Below are 15,379 nucleotides of genomic sequence, written 5' to 3' on the forward strand. Positions count from 1 at the left end.
GAATTCCGTCCCCGTCATAAAAATCGCCCACCGAGGTGAGCTGAACCCTCTTGACAATACCTCCGGCGATGGGTAAGGCGCCCGCCAGTGCGTTGTCGGCACCGCCCTGTGGGACGTGGAACAATCGGCAGTGGCTCACCGGTATCCACAGCGAGCAGGAGACACAGCACGATGCGTATCGGAGTTCTCACCGCAGGCGGCGACTGCCCCGGCCTGAACGCAGTGATCCGGTCGGTCGTGCACCGAGCGGTGGACCACTACGGCGACGAGGTCATCGGCTTCGAGGACGGGTACGCCGGACTCCTGGACGGCCGCTACCGCGCCCTCGACCTCAACGCGGTCAGCGGCATCCTGGCCCGCGGCGGCACCATCCTCGGCTCCTCCCGCCTGGAGCGCGACCGGCTGCGCGAGGCCTGCGAGAACGGCCCGGACGTCGCCCGCGACTTCGGCATCGACGCGCTGATCCCGATCGGCGGCGAAGGCACCCTGACCGCCGCGCGCATGCTGAGCGACGCGGGCCTGCCCGTGGTCGGCGTGCCGAAGACCATCGACAACGACATCTCCTCCACCGACCGCACCTTCGGCTTCGACACCGCCGTCGGCGTCGCCACCGAGGCGATGGACCGCCTGAAGACGACCGCCGAGTCCCACCAGCGCGTCATGGTCGTCGAGGTCATGGGCCGGCACGCCGGCTGGATCGCCCTGGAGTCCGGCATGGCCGCCGGCGCGCACGGCATCTGCCTGCCCGAGCGGCCCTTCGACCCGGCCGGCCTGGTGAAGATGGTCGAGGAGCGCTTCTCCCGCGGCAAGAAGTTCGCGGTGATCTGCGTCGCCGAGGGCGCCCACCCCGCCGAGGGCAGCATGGACTACGGCAAGGGCGAGATCGACCAGTTCGGCCACGAGCGCTTCCAGGGCATCGGCACCGCCCTCGCCCACGAGCTGGAGCGGCGCCTCGGCAAGGAGGCCAGGCCGGTCATCCTCGGCCATGTGCAGCGCGGCGGCACGCCGACCGCGTACGACAGGGTGCTCGCCACGCGGTTCGGCTGGCACGCCGTGGAGGCCGCGCACCGGGGCGAGTTCGGCATGATGACCGCGCTGCGCGGCACGGACATCGTGATGGTGCCGCTGGCGGAGGCCGTGACCGAGCTGAAGACGGTCCCCAAGGACCGGATGGACGAGGCCGAGTCGGTCTTCTAGCCGCCGCGGCGACAGGAAACGTGGGCGGGCGGGCCGGACACCGGCCCGCCCGTTCGTTCCAGGCGTCCTCGGAGTTGCCGCGCTGCCGCGACCGTGGGCGGCGCCACCGGCCGCTCGTCACCTGGCAGATGTCAGGGTCCGGTCGCCCGGCCCCCGGCCCTGACATCAGTCAGGACCGCCCGTCCCGTGTCTCCTCCTACCGTGTCGGCGCGGCCACCGGGCCGCTGCGACGACAGGGACCCGAAAGGGACGACCATGCGCGGACTCCTCCGCGGCGCCACCGCGCCGGCACTGGCGACCGCCGCCCTCACGGTGGGCGGGACCAGCCAGGCCCAGGCGGCCGGCTCCTGGGCCAACCCGGTCACCTTCTCGGAGTGGCGGCCCACGTAAGGAGCCGGCGCCCGGTGGCCGGACGCGAGCGGTGGGCCCGTGCGGGGGACCGGCTCACCGCTCGTAGCCGGCGAGGTGGCGCATCACCGTGTCGACGTGCGGGCGCACACGCTCCGGTACGCCGCCCTCCTCGATGACGGCGCGGTCGCTGGTGCGGTAGCCGGCCGCGACCAGCGCCGGCAGGTCCTTCTTCGGCAGCCCGGCCTCCTTGAAACGCTGGTCGAGCCAGCACACGTACACGCTCATCGTGGCGATCGCGTCCGGCGGTGACATGTGGTCCTTGTCGCCGTCCCCGTCCCCGTCCACGGCCCAGGCGCGGAACACCGACGGGGTCCACATGGCGATGCCGTACTCGTCGCTCGCGGGGCGGGCGGCCCGGGCGTCGAAGCCGCTCTCCGCCTTGAGCATCGCGGCGAGCAGGGCGGGCGTGATCTCCTCGTCGGTGCAGCGGCTGGCGGCCTTGGTGATGACCGGGCGCAGCGCCTCGGGGACGTCGGAGCCGGCGGGGATCGCGCCCGGCGCCGCGGCGGCGGCGGAGGCGCGGCGGCGTTGGTCGCCGCCCTCCGGTGCGTCGCCCTCCCGGAGCCATGCCGCCCCGGCGAGGGCCGCGGCGGTCAGGCCCACCAGCGCGGCGGCGGCCGGAACCCGCCACCGGCGACGACGGCGTGCCCCGCCCGCCAGCTGCTCGACGCGGCCCGCGAGGCTCTCCGCGGTGACCGGGAGGCGGGAGGCGTGGTCCGGGGCCAGGCAGTCGGCGACCAGCGCGCGCCAGCCCTCACCGAGCCGGGCGTCCAGCCGCAGCGGTGCCGTGCCGCGCGCGTAGGCCTGGGCGGCCAGCGAGCGGGCCCGGGCCGTCGCGCCCGGGAAGGGGTGGAGACCCCCGGTGAGCACCTGGTGGGCGAGGACACCGAAGGCCCAGATGTCGGCGGTGGGCCGGATCACCGAGCCGTCGGTGCCGGTGCGCTGGGACCACCACTCGGGCGGGAGATGGTCAAGGGTGCCGAGCGGCGGCAGGTGGGCGTGGCTGCCGTCGAGTTCCGTGGCCAGCCCGAAGTCCGCCAGCCACACCTCCTCCCGCGCGCCCAGCAGGACGTTGGCGGGCTTGAGGTCGCCGTGCACCCAGCCCGCGCCGTGCATGTGGGCCAGCCCGGCGGCGACCCCGCGCAGGATCCGGCTCGCCCCGGCGATCGGGCGGCCGGTCCCGGCGGCGTCGAGCGCGTCCTTCACGCTGGCCTCGGCCCGGTCCATGACCAGCGCGATCGCGCCGTCCAGCGCGGGCAGGTCCGGTAGGTCGACCGTGCACACGGCACGGGTGCGCACCAGATGGGGGTGGTCGGCGCCGGAGCTGAACCGCACCTCCCGCGCGACGAGTTCACCGAGCGCGGCGCGCTGCCCGGGGGCCAGGACACCGGTCGGCAGCACCTTGACCGCGACGGGGGAGCCGTCGTCGACCGTAAGGGCCTCGTACACGGTGCCCCAGCCGCCGGAGCCGATGACCTCGCCGATCTCCCAGCGGTCGACGCGCAGGCCCGCCGGCAGGCGGGGCGGTCGCGGTGCGCCCGGGGCGTCGTGGGTGTCGGGCAGTGTCATGCGCGGGCCTCCCGCGGGACCGGGCGCCCGGCCCCGCGGGGCGGCAGCAGGGCCAGATGTTCCTCACGGACCAGACCGAAGCGCAGCGCCAGCGACGCCAGCCGGGCGCGCTTGGCCCCGGTGCGGGCGCCGTCGGCCGCCGGTTCCTCACCCACGTCGAGGCGCAGCTTGGCGAACGCCAGGTAGTCGATGTGGTAGTTCACCGCCGAGCGCGTCAGATCGCGGCAGGACTCCAGCGGACGCAGCCGTTCCACGATGTCACCCACGCCCGGCAGCGCCGTGTCCGAGGGGTCGCGCAGCCGGGGTTCGCACAGGGCGACCAGCACGAGGAAGTACTTGGCCGCCGGATCCAGGGCGAAGGGGTGGACGGTCTGTTCACCGGCGCCGTCCCCGGGCTGCTCGGCGAGGTAGGCGTGTTGCGGCGCGAACACCTTGAACGCGGCGTTCCCCGTCAGGGCGGGCAGCAGGACCCGGGAGAACTCGAACGGCACGGGCGCGCCCAGGCGTCCCGGGGACACCGTGACGTACTCACCGGCGCCCTCCAGGTTCTCCACGACATAGGACACGCTGCGGCTGAAGTTGGACAGCCGCCAGTAGTCCCCGGCCGCCTCCAACTGCCCGGCCCGGCGCGAGACTCCGGGATCGGTCAGGACGATCCCCACTCCGCCCCCGCCGGGCAGACCGCGCCCGAAGTCGACGACGTCCCCGGGACCCAGGTGCAGCAACGCGGGTCTGCCCGGCCCGTCCTCCGCGGACCGCGCGTCGCCGTCCGGCAACTGGACGATGATCGTTTCCATGTTCCAACCCCCCGTGTGGACGCCAGGATTGTAGGCGTGAACCACCGCCCACCGGTGCCCACCGGTGCCCTCCGGGGCGACCGCGCTGCCGCGCCCGCCGAATCCCGCCTCGAGCGCCGTGCACCGCGCCCCGCCGGAACCCGCCAGGAGCGCCGTGCGCCCGTGCCCGGCGGCAGGCCCCGGGGTCAGCCTGCCTCGACCGCGGCCCAGAAGTTCGCCACGATCCGGTCCAGGAAGTCCCGGCCGCCCGCGCTGGAGTCCTTGCCGCCGCCGCCCCAGCTGAGGGTGGCGGCCATGTGCCCCTGGTAGTCCTCGTGGAGCTCCCGCAGGGCCGCCTCCAGCAGGGCCCGGTCCAGGGGCACCAGCCGGGACACCGGCCGCACGTACGCCTGCCAGCGCGTCGTCGCCGCGCTGCGCAGCAGCTCCGCCAGGCGCGGCTCGCGGCCCGTGACGGTGACGAAGTCGGGCACCGTGAGATCGAGGACGTGCGCGAGCGCGGCCGACTGCCGCTCGGTGCCGCGCCACGCGCCGGTGTCCTCCATCCGCAGATAGGCGCGCAGTTCGAGGCCGACGGTGCGGGCGACGTCGTCCGGGGCGAGTCCGCGGGCCACGCGGTGCTCGCGCAACGTGCGCGGGCGGCCGATGAGTTCACCGGGCGAGCACCACAGCACGCCCGCGAGCGCGCCGAGTTCCGGCCCGGTCGGCGCCGTGGTCCCGCGTTCCCAGGCGATGACGAGGTCCGGCGTGGCGTACGGCATGCCGTACGAGGCGCGCAGGTCGTGGGCGACGTGCTCGGGGCTCATCCCGAGGGCGGCGCGCAGGCGGCGGGCGGCGCGGGCGTCGAACGGCGGGGTGGGTGGCTGGTTCGGTCGGGCGGAGGGTTGGCGCACGGGGCACAAAATAGGGGTGTACCGGCGGGTTGACCACGGTCGGTTTGGCCAGGATCACGGATTGTAGGAACGTACGGGCGTCGGCGCCCCGAGGGACCGTCGTTTTCCGGCCACGGCGGCTCCTCAGCCCTTGACCGCGCCGCCCAGGGCGAAGCCGCCGCCCAGACGCCGCGCGATCAGCACGTACAGCAGGATCACGGGCGTCGAGTAGACGATCGAGAACGCCGCGAGCTGCCCGTACGCCACCATGCCGCGGTTGCCGAAGAACTCGTTGATGCTCACGGACGCCGGCATCCGGTCCGGGGTGAGCAGCAGCATGAACGGGACGAAGAAGTTCCCCCACATCATCACGAACGAGAACACCGTCACGACCGACACACCCGGCCCCGTCAGCGGCAGCACGATCCGCAGCAGCGACTGCCACGACGACGCCCCGTCCGTCCAGGCGGCCTCCTCCAGCTCCTTCGGCACGCCGTCCATGAAGTTCTTCATCAGCCAGACGGCGAACGGCAGTTGGGACGCGGCGAAGAAGAAGATCGTGCCCTGCATCGTGTCGATCAGGTTCACCCGGACGAACAGGGCGTACACCGGCACCATGATCGCCGTGATCGGCAGGCTGGTCGCGAACAGGATCGTCAGCAGGAACGGCCGGTTGAGGCGGGAGCGGAACCGGGACAGCGGGTACGCCGCCAGCGCCGCGCACACCACGGTCAGCACGGTGGCGCCGCCGCACAGCAGCAGGCTGTTCAGCAGCGGCGTGAACGTGACGTCGTCGGTGAGGATCGCGTCGAAGTTGTCCAGCGTGAGACCGTCGGGCGCCTTCACCCTGAGGTCCGCGCGCGGGTCGAGCGCCGACAGCACCACCCACAGCAGGGGCAGCGCGAAGGCCGCGGCGACGGCCAGGAGCCCCACGTCGGCGGCCAGGCGGCGCCCGGTGCGGCGGGCGGCGAGCGTGCGGGCCATGTCCGTCAGACCTCCGTCCGCAGCAGGCGCAGATACACGACCGAGAACAGCGAGCCGATCAGCAACAGCAGCAGCGCGACGGCCGTGCCGTAACCGATCAGGCTGTTCTGGAAGGCCTGCTCGTACATGAACAGCGGCAGTGTCTGGCTCCTGCCGCTCGGGCCGCCGCGGGTCATCACCCAGATCAGACCGAAGACGGAGAGGGTCTGCAGGGTGTTGAGCATGAGGGTGGTGCCGATGGAGCGGCGGATCATCGGCAACGTCACGTGCCACATGCGGCGCCAGCCGCCCGCGCCGTCCACCTCGGCCGCCTCCGTCACCTCCTTGGGGATCTCGTTGAGGGCGGCCGAGTAGACGAGCATCGAGAACGCGGTGCCGCGCCACACGTTCGCGAAGGACACCGCCAGGATCGGCAGCGTGAACAGCCAGTTCTGGGAGGGCAGGTGCAACCAGTCCAGTACGGCGTTGAGCGTGCCCTCGCGCCGGAAGAACGCGTACAGCAGGAACCCCGCCACCACCTCCGGCAGCACCCACGCCGTGATCACGACGCCGCCGGTCAGCGTGCGCACCGGCTTCGACGCCCGCTGCATCAGCGCCGCGAGCGCGAGGCCCAGGGTGTTCTGCCCGACCAGCGACGACAGCACCGTGAACACCAGCGTGAGCCATACGGCGTTCAGGAACGCGTCGTCCCCGAACGCCCGCCGGAAGTTGTCGAACCCGACGAACGACGCCTCGGCCTGCCCGGTCAGCTGGAGGTCGGTGAAGGCGATGACCACGCAGTAGGCGATCGGGCCGGCCAGGAAGAGGAGGAGAAGGACGACGGCCGGGGAGACGGGCAGGACACGCAGCAGGGAGCGGCGAGCGGTCACTTGCGGACGACCTGGTTGTCGGTGACGTCCTTGAGGGTCTCGTCGTATCCGCGGGCCGCCTCCTCGACCGACAGGTCACCGGTGGTCACGCCCTCCATCGCCTCCTGGATGGCGGTGGACACCTTCGGATACGCCGGGTAGGCGGGCCGGTAGTGGGTGTGCGGGACGAGGTCGGTGAAGAACCTGGTGCCGGGCTGGGCGTTCGCGTACGAGGGGTCGCTCGCGACGTCCTCGCGGACCGCGATGCCGGAGTTGGCGACGTACCACTTCTTGGCGTTGGCCTTCGTCTGCATCGTCTTGACGAACTCGAAGGCGAGGTCGGGGTTGCCCGCCTTCGCGGGGATCGCCCAGGTCCAGCCGCCGGACATGCTCACCTTGCCGGGCGCCTGCCCGTGCTGGGTGGGCATGTGGGCCAGCCCCAGCTCCTCGGACCACTCGGGCCACTCGTGGCCGCTGCCCGGCAGCCAGTCCTGCGGGAGCCAGGAGCCGTCCAGGGCGATGCCGAGCCTGCCCTCGGGCAGCAGCTCACCGCGGACCCTGGTGGAGAAGTTGGGGTCGAGCGCGTCGGAGACCTCGGGCCCGAGCTCCTCCTTGTAGACGGTCTCGACGAACGTCAGCGCGTCCTTGAAACCCTGCCCCGCGGCGATCCACTTCTTGCTGCCCTTGTCGTACAGCGGGTCCGCCGTGCCGTCGTTCGTGCCGTACAGCAGCATCTGGAAGCCCTGCATGGTGGCGGCCTCGCCGGCGGGCTTGCCGGTGTACACGTTGAGCGGGACGGTGCCGGGCACCTTCTTCTTGATGGTGCGGGCGGCGGCGAGGATGTCGTCCCAGTTCTCCGGCTGCCAGTCGGCGGGCAGACCGGCCCTGGCGAACACCTCCTTGCTGAACCACAGCCCGCGGGTGTCCGTGCCGTCCGGCACGCCGTACGTCTTGCCGTCCTCGCCCTTGGCCGCCGCCTTCGCCGTGTCGATGAACCGGTCCCAGTCCTTCCACTTGGCGAGGTAGGGATCGAGAGGCTTCAAGTACCCGCTGGTGATGTCGGAGTTGATGAGGAACGTGTCCTCGTAGACCAGGTCCGGCGCGGTCTTCGGGGAGCGGAGCATCTGCTGGAGCTTGGTGTAGTACTCCGAGTCCGCCGCCTTGATGGGCACGAACTCCACCTTCTTGCCGGGGTGTTCCTTCTCGAACTGCTTCTTGATGCCGGCGAGGTAGTTGTCCATCACCTTGACGGAGTTGTCCGTCGACTGCTTGTAGGACACCTTCAGCGTGTCCGGGTCGCTGCCGGACCCGCCGCCGCAGGCGGTGAGGAGGGCCGGGACGAGGGCGGCGGCCGCGACGAGTGCGGTGCGGCGGGCAGTTGGGCGGGGGCGGACGGCGGTGGGGCGCACGGGCACGACCTCCTACGGGCTCACGACGCTGTGGCCGGGACGGCTGCGTGGCGAACGTAAGAGGAGTGGTCTAGTCAGGTCAATGAGCGTGCGGGGTTTAGATCCCGGCGGGCCGTGGGGCGCGGGCGCCGGTGTCGCGGACGTGCGCGACACCGGCGGGGCGGTCGTCCCGCCGAGGGCAGGCGGCTGCCCGCAATGCCCGCCCTCGATCACACGGGCAGCCCTTCCGGGCGCAAACGGCAAAGATTCCCGGCGTCTGGCCCGGGAGAAAATCTGCACTGGCGGCAGTAGACATGACGGTCGGGGGACGCTAGAGTTTTTCGCGTAGCCCAGAAGTCGAAGGGCACGGCAGAGACGAACTGCCGTGCGAGAGGTCAAGAAGGTGCGGCCCGGCAGCGGAGAGGCGGAGCCGGAAGTGGTGGGTTCCTCCACTGGCTGCCGGGCCGAGCGGCCCCAGGGGCCGCGACAGCAGTACGGAACGATCCAGCAGTACGAAGAGGTAAGGAGCAGACGCCATCAGGATCGCCCGGGCGCGGAAAGCAGCCCGCCCGGGTACCGCAGGCCCCGGATTGGAAGGTGGTCCCCGGTCACGCATCCGCGATCCCCGCAGCCCCGCCCTCCCAGGCGGAACCTGCGGACACAGAGTCCGGCGCAGTCAGCCGGTAGATGGTGTTGAAAGCTCGGGGCCCGGGCGCCGTTCGGCGCTCGGGCCCCTCGACGCGTCCCCGAAAGAAGAGGTCTATGCCCCCTCGCAGTACCCGCCCCGCCGTCCCCCTCGATGACGACGACTATCCCGCCTACACCATGGGCCGGGCCGCCGACATGCTCGGCACCACCCCCGCCTTCCTCCGCGCCCTGGGCGAACACCGCCTGATCACCCCCCTGCGCTCCGAGGGCGGCCACCGCCGCTACTCCCGCTACCAGCTGCGCATCGCCGCCCGCGCCCGTGAACTCGTCGACCAGGGCACCCCCATCGAGGCCGCCTGCCGCATCATCATCCTTGAGGACCAACTGGAAGAGGCCCAGCGCATCAACGAGGAACTCCGCGCGGCCCATGACACCGGTCGGCAGCCGAAGACCTCGGCCTGACCGGTCCGGCCGAAGACCTCGATCCGACCGAGCCGACCGAGCCGATGATCTGAGGCCGATCGGGGGCTGCGGCGCTGCGGGGAGCCCCGCCCCGGATGATCGCTGCCGCCCTCGACGGATACCGTGGACCCGGCGTCGGGCGTCGGGGGAGGGGCATCGCATGGCGGAGCAGGACATCACCGTCGGGCAGCTGCTGCTGGCCGAGTACCAGACCGTGAAGGACGAGCAGAAGGCGCGCATCGGGTTCCGGGACAACCTGCTGTACGTGACCCTCGCGGTCGTGGCCGCCGTCATCGCCGCTGCGGCGCAGGCCAAGCAGCCCGCCATGCTGCTCGCGCTGCCGCCGGTGTGCCTCGTGCTCGGCTGGACCTACCTCGTCAACGACGAGAAGATCTCGGCCATCGGGCACTACGTCCGGGACGAACTCGGGCCCCGGCTCGCCCGACTGGCCGCTTCGGACGGCACGTTCGCGACGTTCGGCTGGGAGGCCTACCACCGGAGCGACACCCGTCGCCGGTCCCGCAAGACGATCCAGGCCGTGATCGACCTGACGGCGTTCTGCGCGGTGCCGCTGGCGGCGCTGGTGGTGTTCTGGGCCGGCGGGGAGGGCGGCGGGCTGCTCCTCGCGCTGTCGGTGCTGGAGGCGCTCGCGGTGGCCGGACTCGGGGCGCAGGTGCTGTGGTACGCGAGAGCGCCGAGGCCGGCCCGGACCACGGGCTGACGCCGTCCGGCCCGGACCGCGGGCCGACGCCGCTTCCGCCTGCGCGCGAGGGCCTGCGGGCCGCCGGTGGCCGGTCAGCGCACCAACAGGTCGATCACCCCTGTCAGGTCCTCGTCGCCGCCGCCCTCCGCCAGACGGCGGCGCATCAACTCGAAGTAGGGGCTGAGCAGTTCCGGGCTGACGCCCTGCTGCTCGGCGGTGCTCAGGAAGGTCGGCGTGCCGGCCACCTGCATGGCGAGGTGGGAGACGACCCCCTTGGTGTAGTCGCCGCTGCGCAGTTGGTCGGCGGTCTGGTGCACCGCCGGGGCCATCGCGACGAGCCAGTCGGCCAGCAGCGGGGCGAACGAGGCGGGATCGATGTCCTCCTTGCGGATCAGGGCGAAGGCGTGCGCGGCCCCGGCGAACATCCCGTACATGGCGCTGAGCAGCGCCACGTCGTGCAGGGCCGCGAAGCCCGCGTCCTCGCCGACGTAGGTCGTGCCGGCCGGGACACCCAGCGTCCCGCGGTGCTGCTCGAACAGTTCCCGTGAGCCGCTGTAGAAGACGTAGCCCCCGGACTCCGGGACGCCGATCATCGGCGGGACGGCCATGATCCCGCCGTCCAGGTAGCGGGCGCCGCGCTCCCGGGCCCACTCGGCGCGGGCGCGGGCCTGGGCGGGGGTGCCGGTGGTCAGGTTGACCAGGTCCCGGCCGGCCAGGTCGGTCCCGGCCAGCGCCTCCTCGACCGACGCGTCGTCGAGCAGGCAGACCACGACGAGGGTGTTCGCCGCGACCGCCTCGGCGGCGCTGCCGGCGACCCGCGCGCCCTCGTCGGCGAGCGCGGCGGCGCGGGCGGGGGTGCGGTTCCAGACCGTGAGCGGGTGGCCGGCGGCGAGCCAGGTACGGGCCAGCGCGGTGCCCATCGCGCCGAGGCCCAGCAAGGTGACGGAGGTCTTCTCAACGGTGTTCCGTGTCATGCCGATTAGGCTGGTCGCAGCCCCGGTGGTGATCAAGTACGCACTTCGGAGTGGGTGGTTACCCCGGGGTGAGCGAGCACGTCGGAAGGGGTGGGGGATGGCGACGCTGAACCGGCCGGGCGCACCGGACGGACACATCTGCGGGATCGACACCGCGATGGAGGTGATCGGCGGCAAGTGGAAGGTGCTGATCCTCTGGGCACTCCACGAGCATCCCCGCCGCCGCTTCGGCGAACTGCGCCGGCTGCTTCCGGGGATCACCGAAAAGGTGCTGGCCTCCCACCTGCGGGAGATGGAGGCGGACGGCGTCGTGCGCCGCGTCTCCTACGACGAGGTGCCGCCCCGCGTCGAGTACTCGCTGACCGATGACGGCACGCGCCTCAACGAGGCACTCCAGCCGCTGGCCGAGTGGGGCCGCGAGCGGGTGACCGTTCAGGAGGGGAGGAGTGGTCGGCCATGAACGAACTCCCCTTGCGCGGCGGACCCTAGCGCCCCCGCTCCACCCCCCGCACCCACCGGTACACCAACTCCGGCCTGCCCACCTGCCCGTACAGCGGGCTCCGTCCCGCGCGCCCCGCGTCCACCAGGTGCTCCAGGTAGCGCCGGGCCGTGATGCGGGAGATGCCCACCGACTCCGCCAGGGCCGCCGCCGTCAGGCCCTCCTCGGCGTCGCGCAGGGCGCCGGTCACGCGCTCCAGCGTCGGCGCGCTCAGGCCCTTCGGGAGCGCGGCCGGGCCCGGCGCGCGCAGGGCCGCCAGCGCCCGGTCGACCTCCTCCTGCCCGCCGGCCTCGCCGACGGCCGCGTGGAACTCGGCGTACCGCACGAGCCGGTCCCGCAGGGTCGCGAACGTGAACGGCTTCAGCACGTACTGCACGACGCCCAGCGACACGCCCTCGCGCACCACCGCCAGGTCCCGGGCCGACGTCACCGCTATCACGTCGGCGTGGTGCCCGGCCGCCCGCAGGGACCGCGCCAGCTGCAGCCCGTGCACGTCCGGCAGGTGCAGGTCGAGCAGCAGCAGGTCCACGGGCGTGCGCTCCAGGGCCCGCCGCGCCTCCGCTCCGGTGTGCGCCTTGCCGACGGCGACGAAACCGGGCACCCGCCCGACGTACAGCACGTGCGCGTCGGCGGCGACGGGATCGTCCTCGACGACGAGCACCCGGATGGGCTGCCCGGCGCTCACGCGTCACCTCCGGCACGGGCGGGGGACACGGCCGGCGTGGCCGGTACGACCGTGTCGCGGTGCGGGGTCTCCCGCAGCGGCAGCCGCGCCTCGAACGCCGCGCCGCCGCCCTCCGCGTCCGTCACCGTCAGGGTGCCGCCGTGGCGGTGGACCGCCTGCCGGACCAGGGCCAGGCCCAGGCCGCGTCCGCCGGGGCCCGCCGGCTTGGTCGAGAAACCGCGCCGGAACACCGCCTCCAGGTGTGCGGGGTCCACACCGTCGCCGGTGTCCGACACCCGCAGCACCAGCTCCCCGTCCCGCGTGTACGCCGTCACCGTCACCCGCGCCCGCCCGCTGCCCTGCGCCGCGTCCACGGCGTTGTCGATCAGGTTGCCGAGGATGGTCACCAGATCCCGGGCGGGCAGGCCGGCCGGGAGCAGACCGTCGTCCAGGCGGCTGTCCTCGGAAACCTCCAGCTCCACGCCCCGCTCGTTGGCCTGGGCCGTCTTGCCCAGCAGCAGCGCCGCGAGGACGGGCTCGCTCACCGCGGCGACCACCTGGTCGGTCAGCGCCTGCGCCAGCTCCAGCTCGGCGGTCGCGAAGTCCACGGCCTCCTCGGCCCGGCCCAGCTCGATCAGGGAGACGACGGTGTGCAGCCGGTTCGCCGCCTCGTGGGCCTGCGAGCGCAGCGCCTGCGTGAACCCCCGCTCGGAGTCCAGCTCGCCCATCAGCGACTGCAGCTCCGTCACGTCGCGCAGGGTCACGACCGTGCCGCGCCGCTCACCGCCCGACACCGGCGAGGTGTTCACCACCAGCACCCGGTCCACCGTCAGGTGCACCTCGTCCACCCGCGGCCGCGACGCCAGCAGGGCGCCCGTCAGCGGCGCCGGCAGGCCCAGCTCGGCCACCGACCTGCCCACCACCTCGCCGGACACTCCCAGCAGCTCCCGTCCACCGTCGTTGATCAGCGCCACACGGTAGTGCCCGTCCAGCATCAGCAGCCCCTCCCGCACCGCGTGCAGTGCCGCCTGGTGGTAGTCGTGCATCCGGCTCAGCTCGGTGGCGTTCATGCCGTGGGTGTGGCGGCGCAGCCGGGCGTTGATGACGTACGTGCCGACCGCGCCGAGCACCAGCGCGCCCGCCGCGACGCCGACCAGCGCCGTCAGCTGGCCCCGTACCCGTTCGCTGATCGCGTCGACCCGGATGCCCGCGCTGACCAGCCCGACGATCCGGCCGTCGTCCCGGACCGGGGTGACCGCCCGCACGGACGGGCCGAGGGTACCGGTGTACGTCTCGGTGAAGGTGTGCCCCTCCAGCGCCCGCGCCGTGTGGCCCCGGAAGCGCTGCCCGATCTGCTCGGGGTCGGGGTGCGTCCAGCGGATGCCCCGCGGGTTCATGATCGTGACGAAGTCGACCTCGGCGTCCCGCACCACCCGCAGCGCGTACGGCTGGAGCACGGCCGACGGGTCCGGGGTGCGGATGGCCTCCTGGACGGACGGCGAGTCCGCGACCGTCCGCGCCACCGCCCTGGCCTGCCGGCCGGCCGCCTCCTGCGCCTGGCTGCGGTCGCCGGCGTAGGTGAACAGCGCGTACCCGGCGACGACGACCGCGATCAGCACGGCCTGCATCGCGAACAGCTGGCCGGCCAGGGAGCGGGGCCGGGGGACGGGGAGGCGCATGCCGTCAGTCTGCCTCCACGGCCGGCGGTGAACTAAATGAACGGAAGGGTGACCGCACTCACAGCCCGCGACATAGTCACGGCATTCCCCGATATCCCCCGGACGTGAGCCGCACGCCGGTGATGCCGACGACGTCGTCAAGGAGGGCCGCCGTGACCAGCGCAGCCGATACGGCACCTGCCGCACCCCCCGCGAAGCGGGACCGCACCCACTATCTGTACATCGCGGTGATCGTCGCGGTCGCCCTCGGTATCGCCGTGGGTCTGGTCGCGCCCGATGTCGCGGTGGAGCTGAAGCCGATCGGAACCGGCTTCGTGAACCTGATCAAGATGATGATCTCGCCGATCATCTTCTGCACCATCGTGCTGGGCATCGGCTCCGTGCGGAAGGCCGCCAAGGTCGGCGCCGTGGGCGGTATCGCCTTGGCGTACTTCCTGGTGATGTCGCTGGTGGCGCTCGCCATCGGCCTGGTCGTCGGCAACATCCTGGAGCCGGGCACCGGCCTCGCGATCACCGACGCCGTGAAGGAGACCGGCCACGCGCAGGTCGACGCCGAGGCCAAGAGCACCACCGACTTCCTGCTCGGCATCATCCCGACGACCATCGTGTCCGCGTTCACCGAGGGCGAGGTCCTGCAGACCCTGCTGATCGCCCTGCTGTGCGGCTTCGCGCTCCAGGCCATGGGCCGGGCCGGGCAGCCGATCCTCAGGGGCGTCGAGCACATCCAGCGGCTCGTCTTCCGCGTCCTCGCGATGATCATGTGGGCGGCCCCGGTCGGCGCGTTCGGCGCGATGGCCGCCGTCACGGGCTCGGCCGGTGTAGACGCGCTCAAGAGCCTCGCCGTCCTGATGCTCGGCTTCTACGTCACCTGCGTGCTGTTCGTGTTCATCGTGCTCGGCGTGCTGCTGCGGGTGGTCTCCGGCCTGAACATCCTCACGTTCTTCAAGTACCTGGGCCGCGAGTTCCTGCTGATCCTGTCGACGTCCTCCTCCGAGTCCGCGCTGCCGCGGCTCATCGCGAAGATGGAGCACCTGGGCGTCAGCAAGCCGGTGGTCGGCATCACCGTCCCGACCGGCTACTCCTTCAACCTCGACGGCACCATGATCTACATGACCATGGCCTCGCTGTTCATCGCCGACGCCATGGGCACGCCGATGTCGGTCGGCGAGCAGATCCCGCTGCTGCTGTTCCTGCTGGTCGCCTCGAAGGGCGCGGCGGGCGTCACCGGTGCCGGTCTGGCGACCCTGGCCGGCGGCCTGCAGTCGCACAAGCCCGCCCTGGTGGACGGCATCGGCCTGATCGTCGGCATCGACCGCTTCATGAGCGAGGCCCGCGCCCTGACCAACTTCGCGGGCAACGCCGTCGCCACGGTCCTGATCGGCACCTGGACCAAGGAGATCGACAAGGAGCGCGTCGGTGAGGTCCTCGCCGGGCGCGTCCCGTTCGACGAGCAGACCCTGCTGGACGACGGTCACGGCGGCGCCGACGGTCCCGGCCCCGACGCCCCGCGCGCCGGCCTGCCCGGCCAGGAGGGCGAGAAGGAACTGGCCAAGGCCTGACAGGCCTGCCAGCGCCCCGAGCCCGGACTCGGCTGCTCGGCTCCGGCCGAGTCCCCCGGCCCGGACCGCTGCGGACCCGCGCCTGAACCGCGGGTCCGCACCGGGGCGCCCCGCGGCACCCGGACCGG

15 protein-coding genes are annotated in these 15,379 nt (G+C 72.6%); 6 read left to right on the forward strand and 9 right to left on the reverse strand.

What is annotated here, in order from left to right; all coding sequences use genetic code 11:
• Nucleotides 1-171 precede the first annotated feature (171 nt).
• Together QC282_RS30470 and QC282_RS30475 are read left to right on the forward strand one after the other, a co-directional pair.
• Nucleotides 172-1,197, forward strand: coding sequence for an ATP-dependent 6-phosphofructokinase (locus QC282_RS30470; RefSeq protein WP_279552821.1), 1,026 nt, complete (start codon nucleotides 172-174; stop codon nucleotides 1,195-1,197).
• A gap of 255 nt (nucleotides 1,198-1,452) precedes the next feature.
• Nucleotides 1,453-1,587, forward strand: coding sequence for a hypothetical protein (locus QC282_RS30475; RefSeq protein ID WP_279552822.1), 135 nt, complete (start codon nucleotides 1,453-1,455; stop codon nucleotides 1,585-1,587).
• 54 nt (nucleotides 1,588-1,641) lie between these two features.
• Here the strand turns inward: QC282_RS30475 and QC282_RS30480 are convergent, their stop codons facing one another.
• The 6 genes from QC282_RS30480 to QC282_RS30505 all read right to left on the reverse strand — a co-directional run bounded on the left by QC282_RS30480 (nucleotide 1,642) and on the right by QC282_RS30505 (nucleotide 8,084).
• Nucleotides 1,642-3,177 carry a serine/threonine-protein kinase gene (locus QC282_RS30480; RefSeq protein WP_279552823.1) on the reverse strand — a complete coding sequence of 512 codons (1,536 nt, stop codon included), beginning with the start codon at nucleotides 3,175-3,177 and terminating at the stop codon, nucleotides 1,642-1,644.
• A complete protein-coding gene (locus QC282_RS30485; protein ID WP_279552824.1) occupies nucleotides 3,174-3,974 on the reverse strand; it encodes a serine/threonine protein kinase in 801 nt (266 codons plus the stop codon). Before QC282_RS30485 ends, QC282_RS30480 begins: the two co-directional genes overlap by 4 nt.
• 185 nt (nucleotides 3,975-4,159) lie before the next feature.
• On the reverse strand, nucleotides 4,160-4,864 hold the full coding sequence (locus tag QC282_RS30490; RefSeq protein WP_279552825.1) for an XRE family transcriptional regulator: 705 nt from the start codon (nucleotides 4,862-4,864) through the stop codon (nucleotides 4,160-4,162).
• Nucleotides 4,865-4,987: 123 nt separating this feature from the next.
• Entirely contained in the window at nucleotides 4,988-5,827 is an 840-nt protein-coding gene (locus QC282_RS30495; RefSeq protein WP_279552826.1) for a carbohydrate ABC transporter permease, read from the reverse strand.
• Nucleotides 5,828-5,832: 5 nt separating this feature from the next.
• Nucleotides 5,833-6,696 (reverse strand): sugar ABC transporter permease, encoded by an 864-nt coding sequence (locus tag QC282_RS30500; RefSeq protein WP_279552827.1) that lies wholly within the window; start codon nucleotides 6,694-6,696, stop codon nucleotides 5,833-5,835.
• A complete protein-coding gene (locus QC282_RS30505) occupies nucleotides 6,693-8,084 on the reverse strand; it encodes an extracellular solute-binding protein (RefSeq protein ID WP_279552828.1) in 1,392 nt (463 codons plus the stop codon). Before QC282_RS30505 ends, QC282_RS30500 begins: the two co-directional genes overlap by 4 nt.
• Before the next feature lie 741 nt (nucleotides 8,085-8,825).
• On the opposite strand from QC282_RS30505, the gene QC282_RS30510 reads away from it, so the two are divergent.
• Nucleotides 8,826-9,173, forward strand: a complete 348-nt coding sequence (locus tag QC282_RS30510; RefSeq protein ID WP_279552829.1) for a MerR family transcriptional regulator — start codon at nucleotides 8,826-8,828, stop codon at nucleotides 9,171-9,173.
• Between the two features lie 160 nt (nucleotides 9,174-9,333).
• Entirely contained in the window at nucleotides 9,334-9,894 is a 561-nt protein-coding gene (locus tag QC282_RS30515; RefSeq protein ID WP_279552830.1) for a hypothetical protein, read from the forward strand.
• Between the two features lie 74 nt (nucleotides 9,895-9,968).
• Here QC282_RS30515 and QC282_RS30520 read toward each other — a convergent pair whose 3' ends face one another.
• A complete protein-coding gene (locus tag QC282_RS30520) occupies nucleotides 9,969-10,850 on the reverse strand; it encodes an NAD(P)-dependent oxidoreductase (protein ID WP_279552831.1) in 882 nt (293 codons plus the stop codon).
• Between the two features lie 97 nt (nucleotides 10,851-10,947).
• Here QC282_RS30520 and QC282_RS30525 point away from each other — a divergent pair, with 97 nt between their 5' ends.
• Nucleotides 10,948-11,310 (forward strand): helix-turn-helix domain-containing protein, encoded by a 363-nt coding sequence (locus QC282_RS30525; RefSeq protein WP_279552832.1) that lies wholly within the window; start codon nucleotides 10,948-10,950, stop codon nucleotides 11,308-11,310.
• A gap of 25 nt (nucleotides 11,311-11,335) precedes the next feature.
• Here QC282_RS30525 and QC282_RS30530 read toward each other — a convergent pair whose 3' ends face one another.
• Nucleotides 11,336-12,034 (reverse strand): response regulator, encoded by a 699-nt coding sequence (locus QC282_RS30530; protein WP_279552833.1) that lies wholly within the window; start codon nucleotides 12,032-12,034, stop codon nucleotides 11,336-11,338.
• The gene (locus QC282_RS30535; RefSeq protein WP_279552834.1) at nucleotides 12,031-13,692 is read right to left on the reverse strand and encodes a sensor histidine kinase; all 1,662 of its coding nucleotides are present in this window, start codon (nucleotides 13,690-13,692) and stop codon (nucleotides 12,031-12,033) included. The genes QC282_RS30530 and QC282_RS30535 overlap by 4 nt, the downstream gene beginning before the upstream one ends.
• Nucleotides 13,693-13,844: 152 nt before the next feature.
• On the opposite strand from QC282_RS30535, the gene QC282_RS30540 reads away from it, so the two are divergent.
• Nucleotides 13,845-15,251, forward strand: coding sequence for a cation:dicarboxylate symporter family transporter (locus QC282_RS30540; RefSeq protein WP_279552835.1), 1,407 nt, complete (start codon nucleotides 13,845-13,847; stop codon nucleotides 15,249-15,251).
• Nucleotides 15,252-15,379 lie beyond the last annotated feature (128 nt).

It is taken from the genome of Streptomyces sp. DH24 (genome assembly GCF_029813775.1).
Classification (GTDB): domain Bacteria; phylum Actinomycetota; class Actinomycetes; order Streptomycetales; family Streptomycetaceae; genus Streptomyces.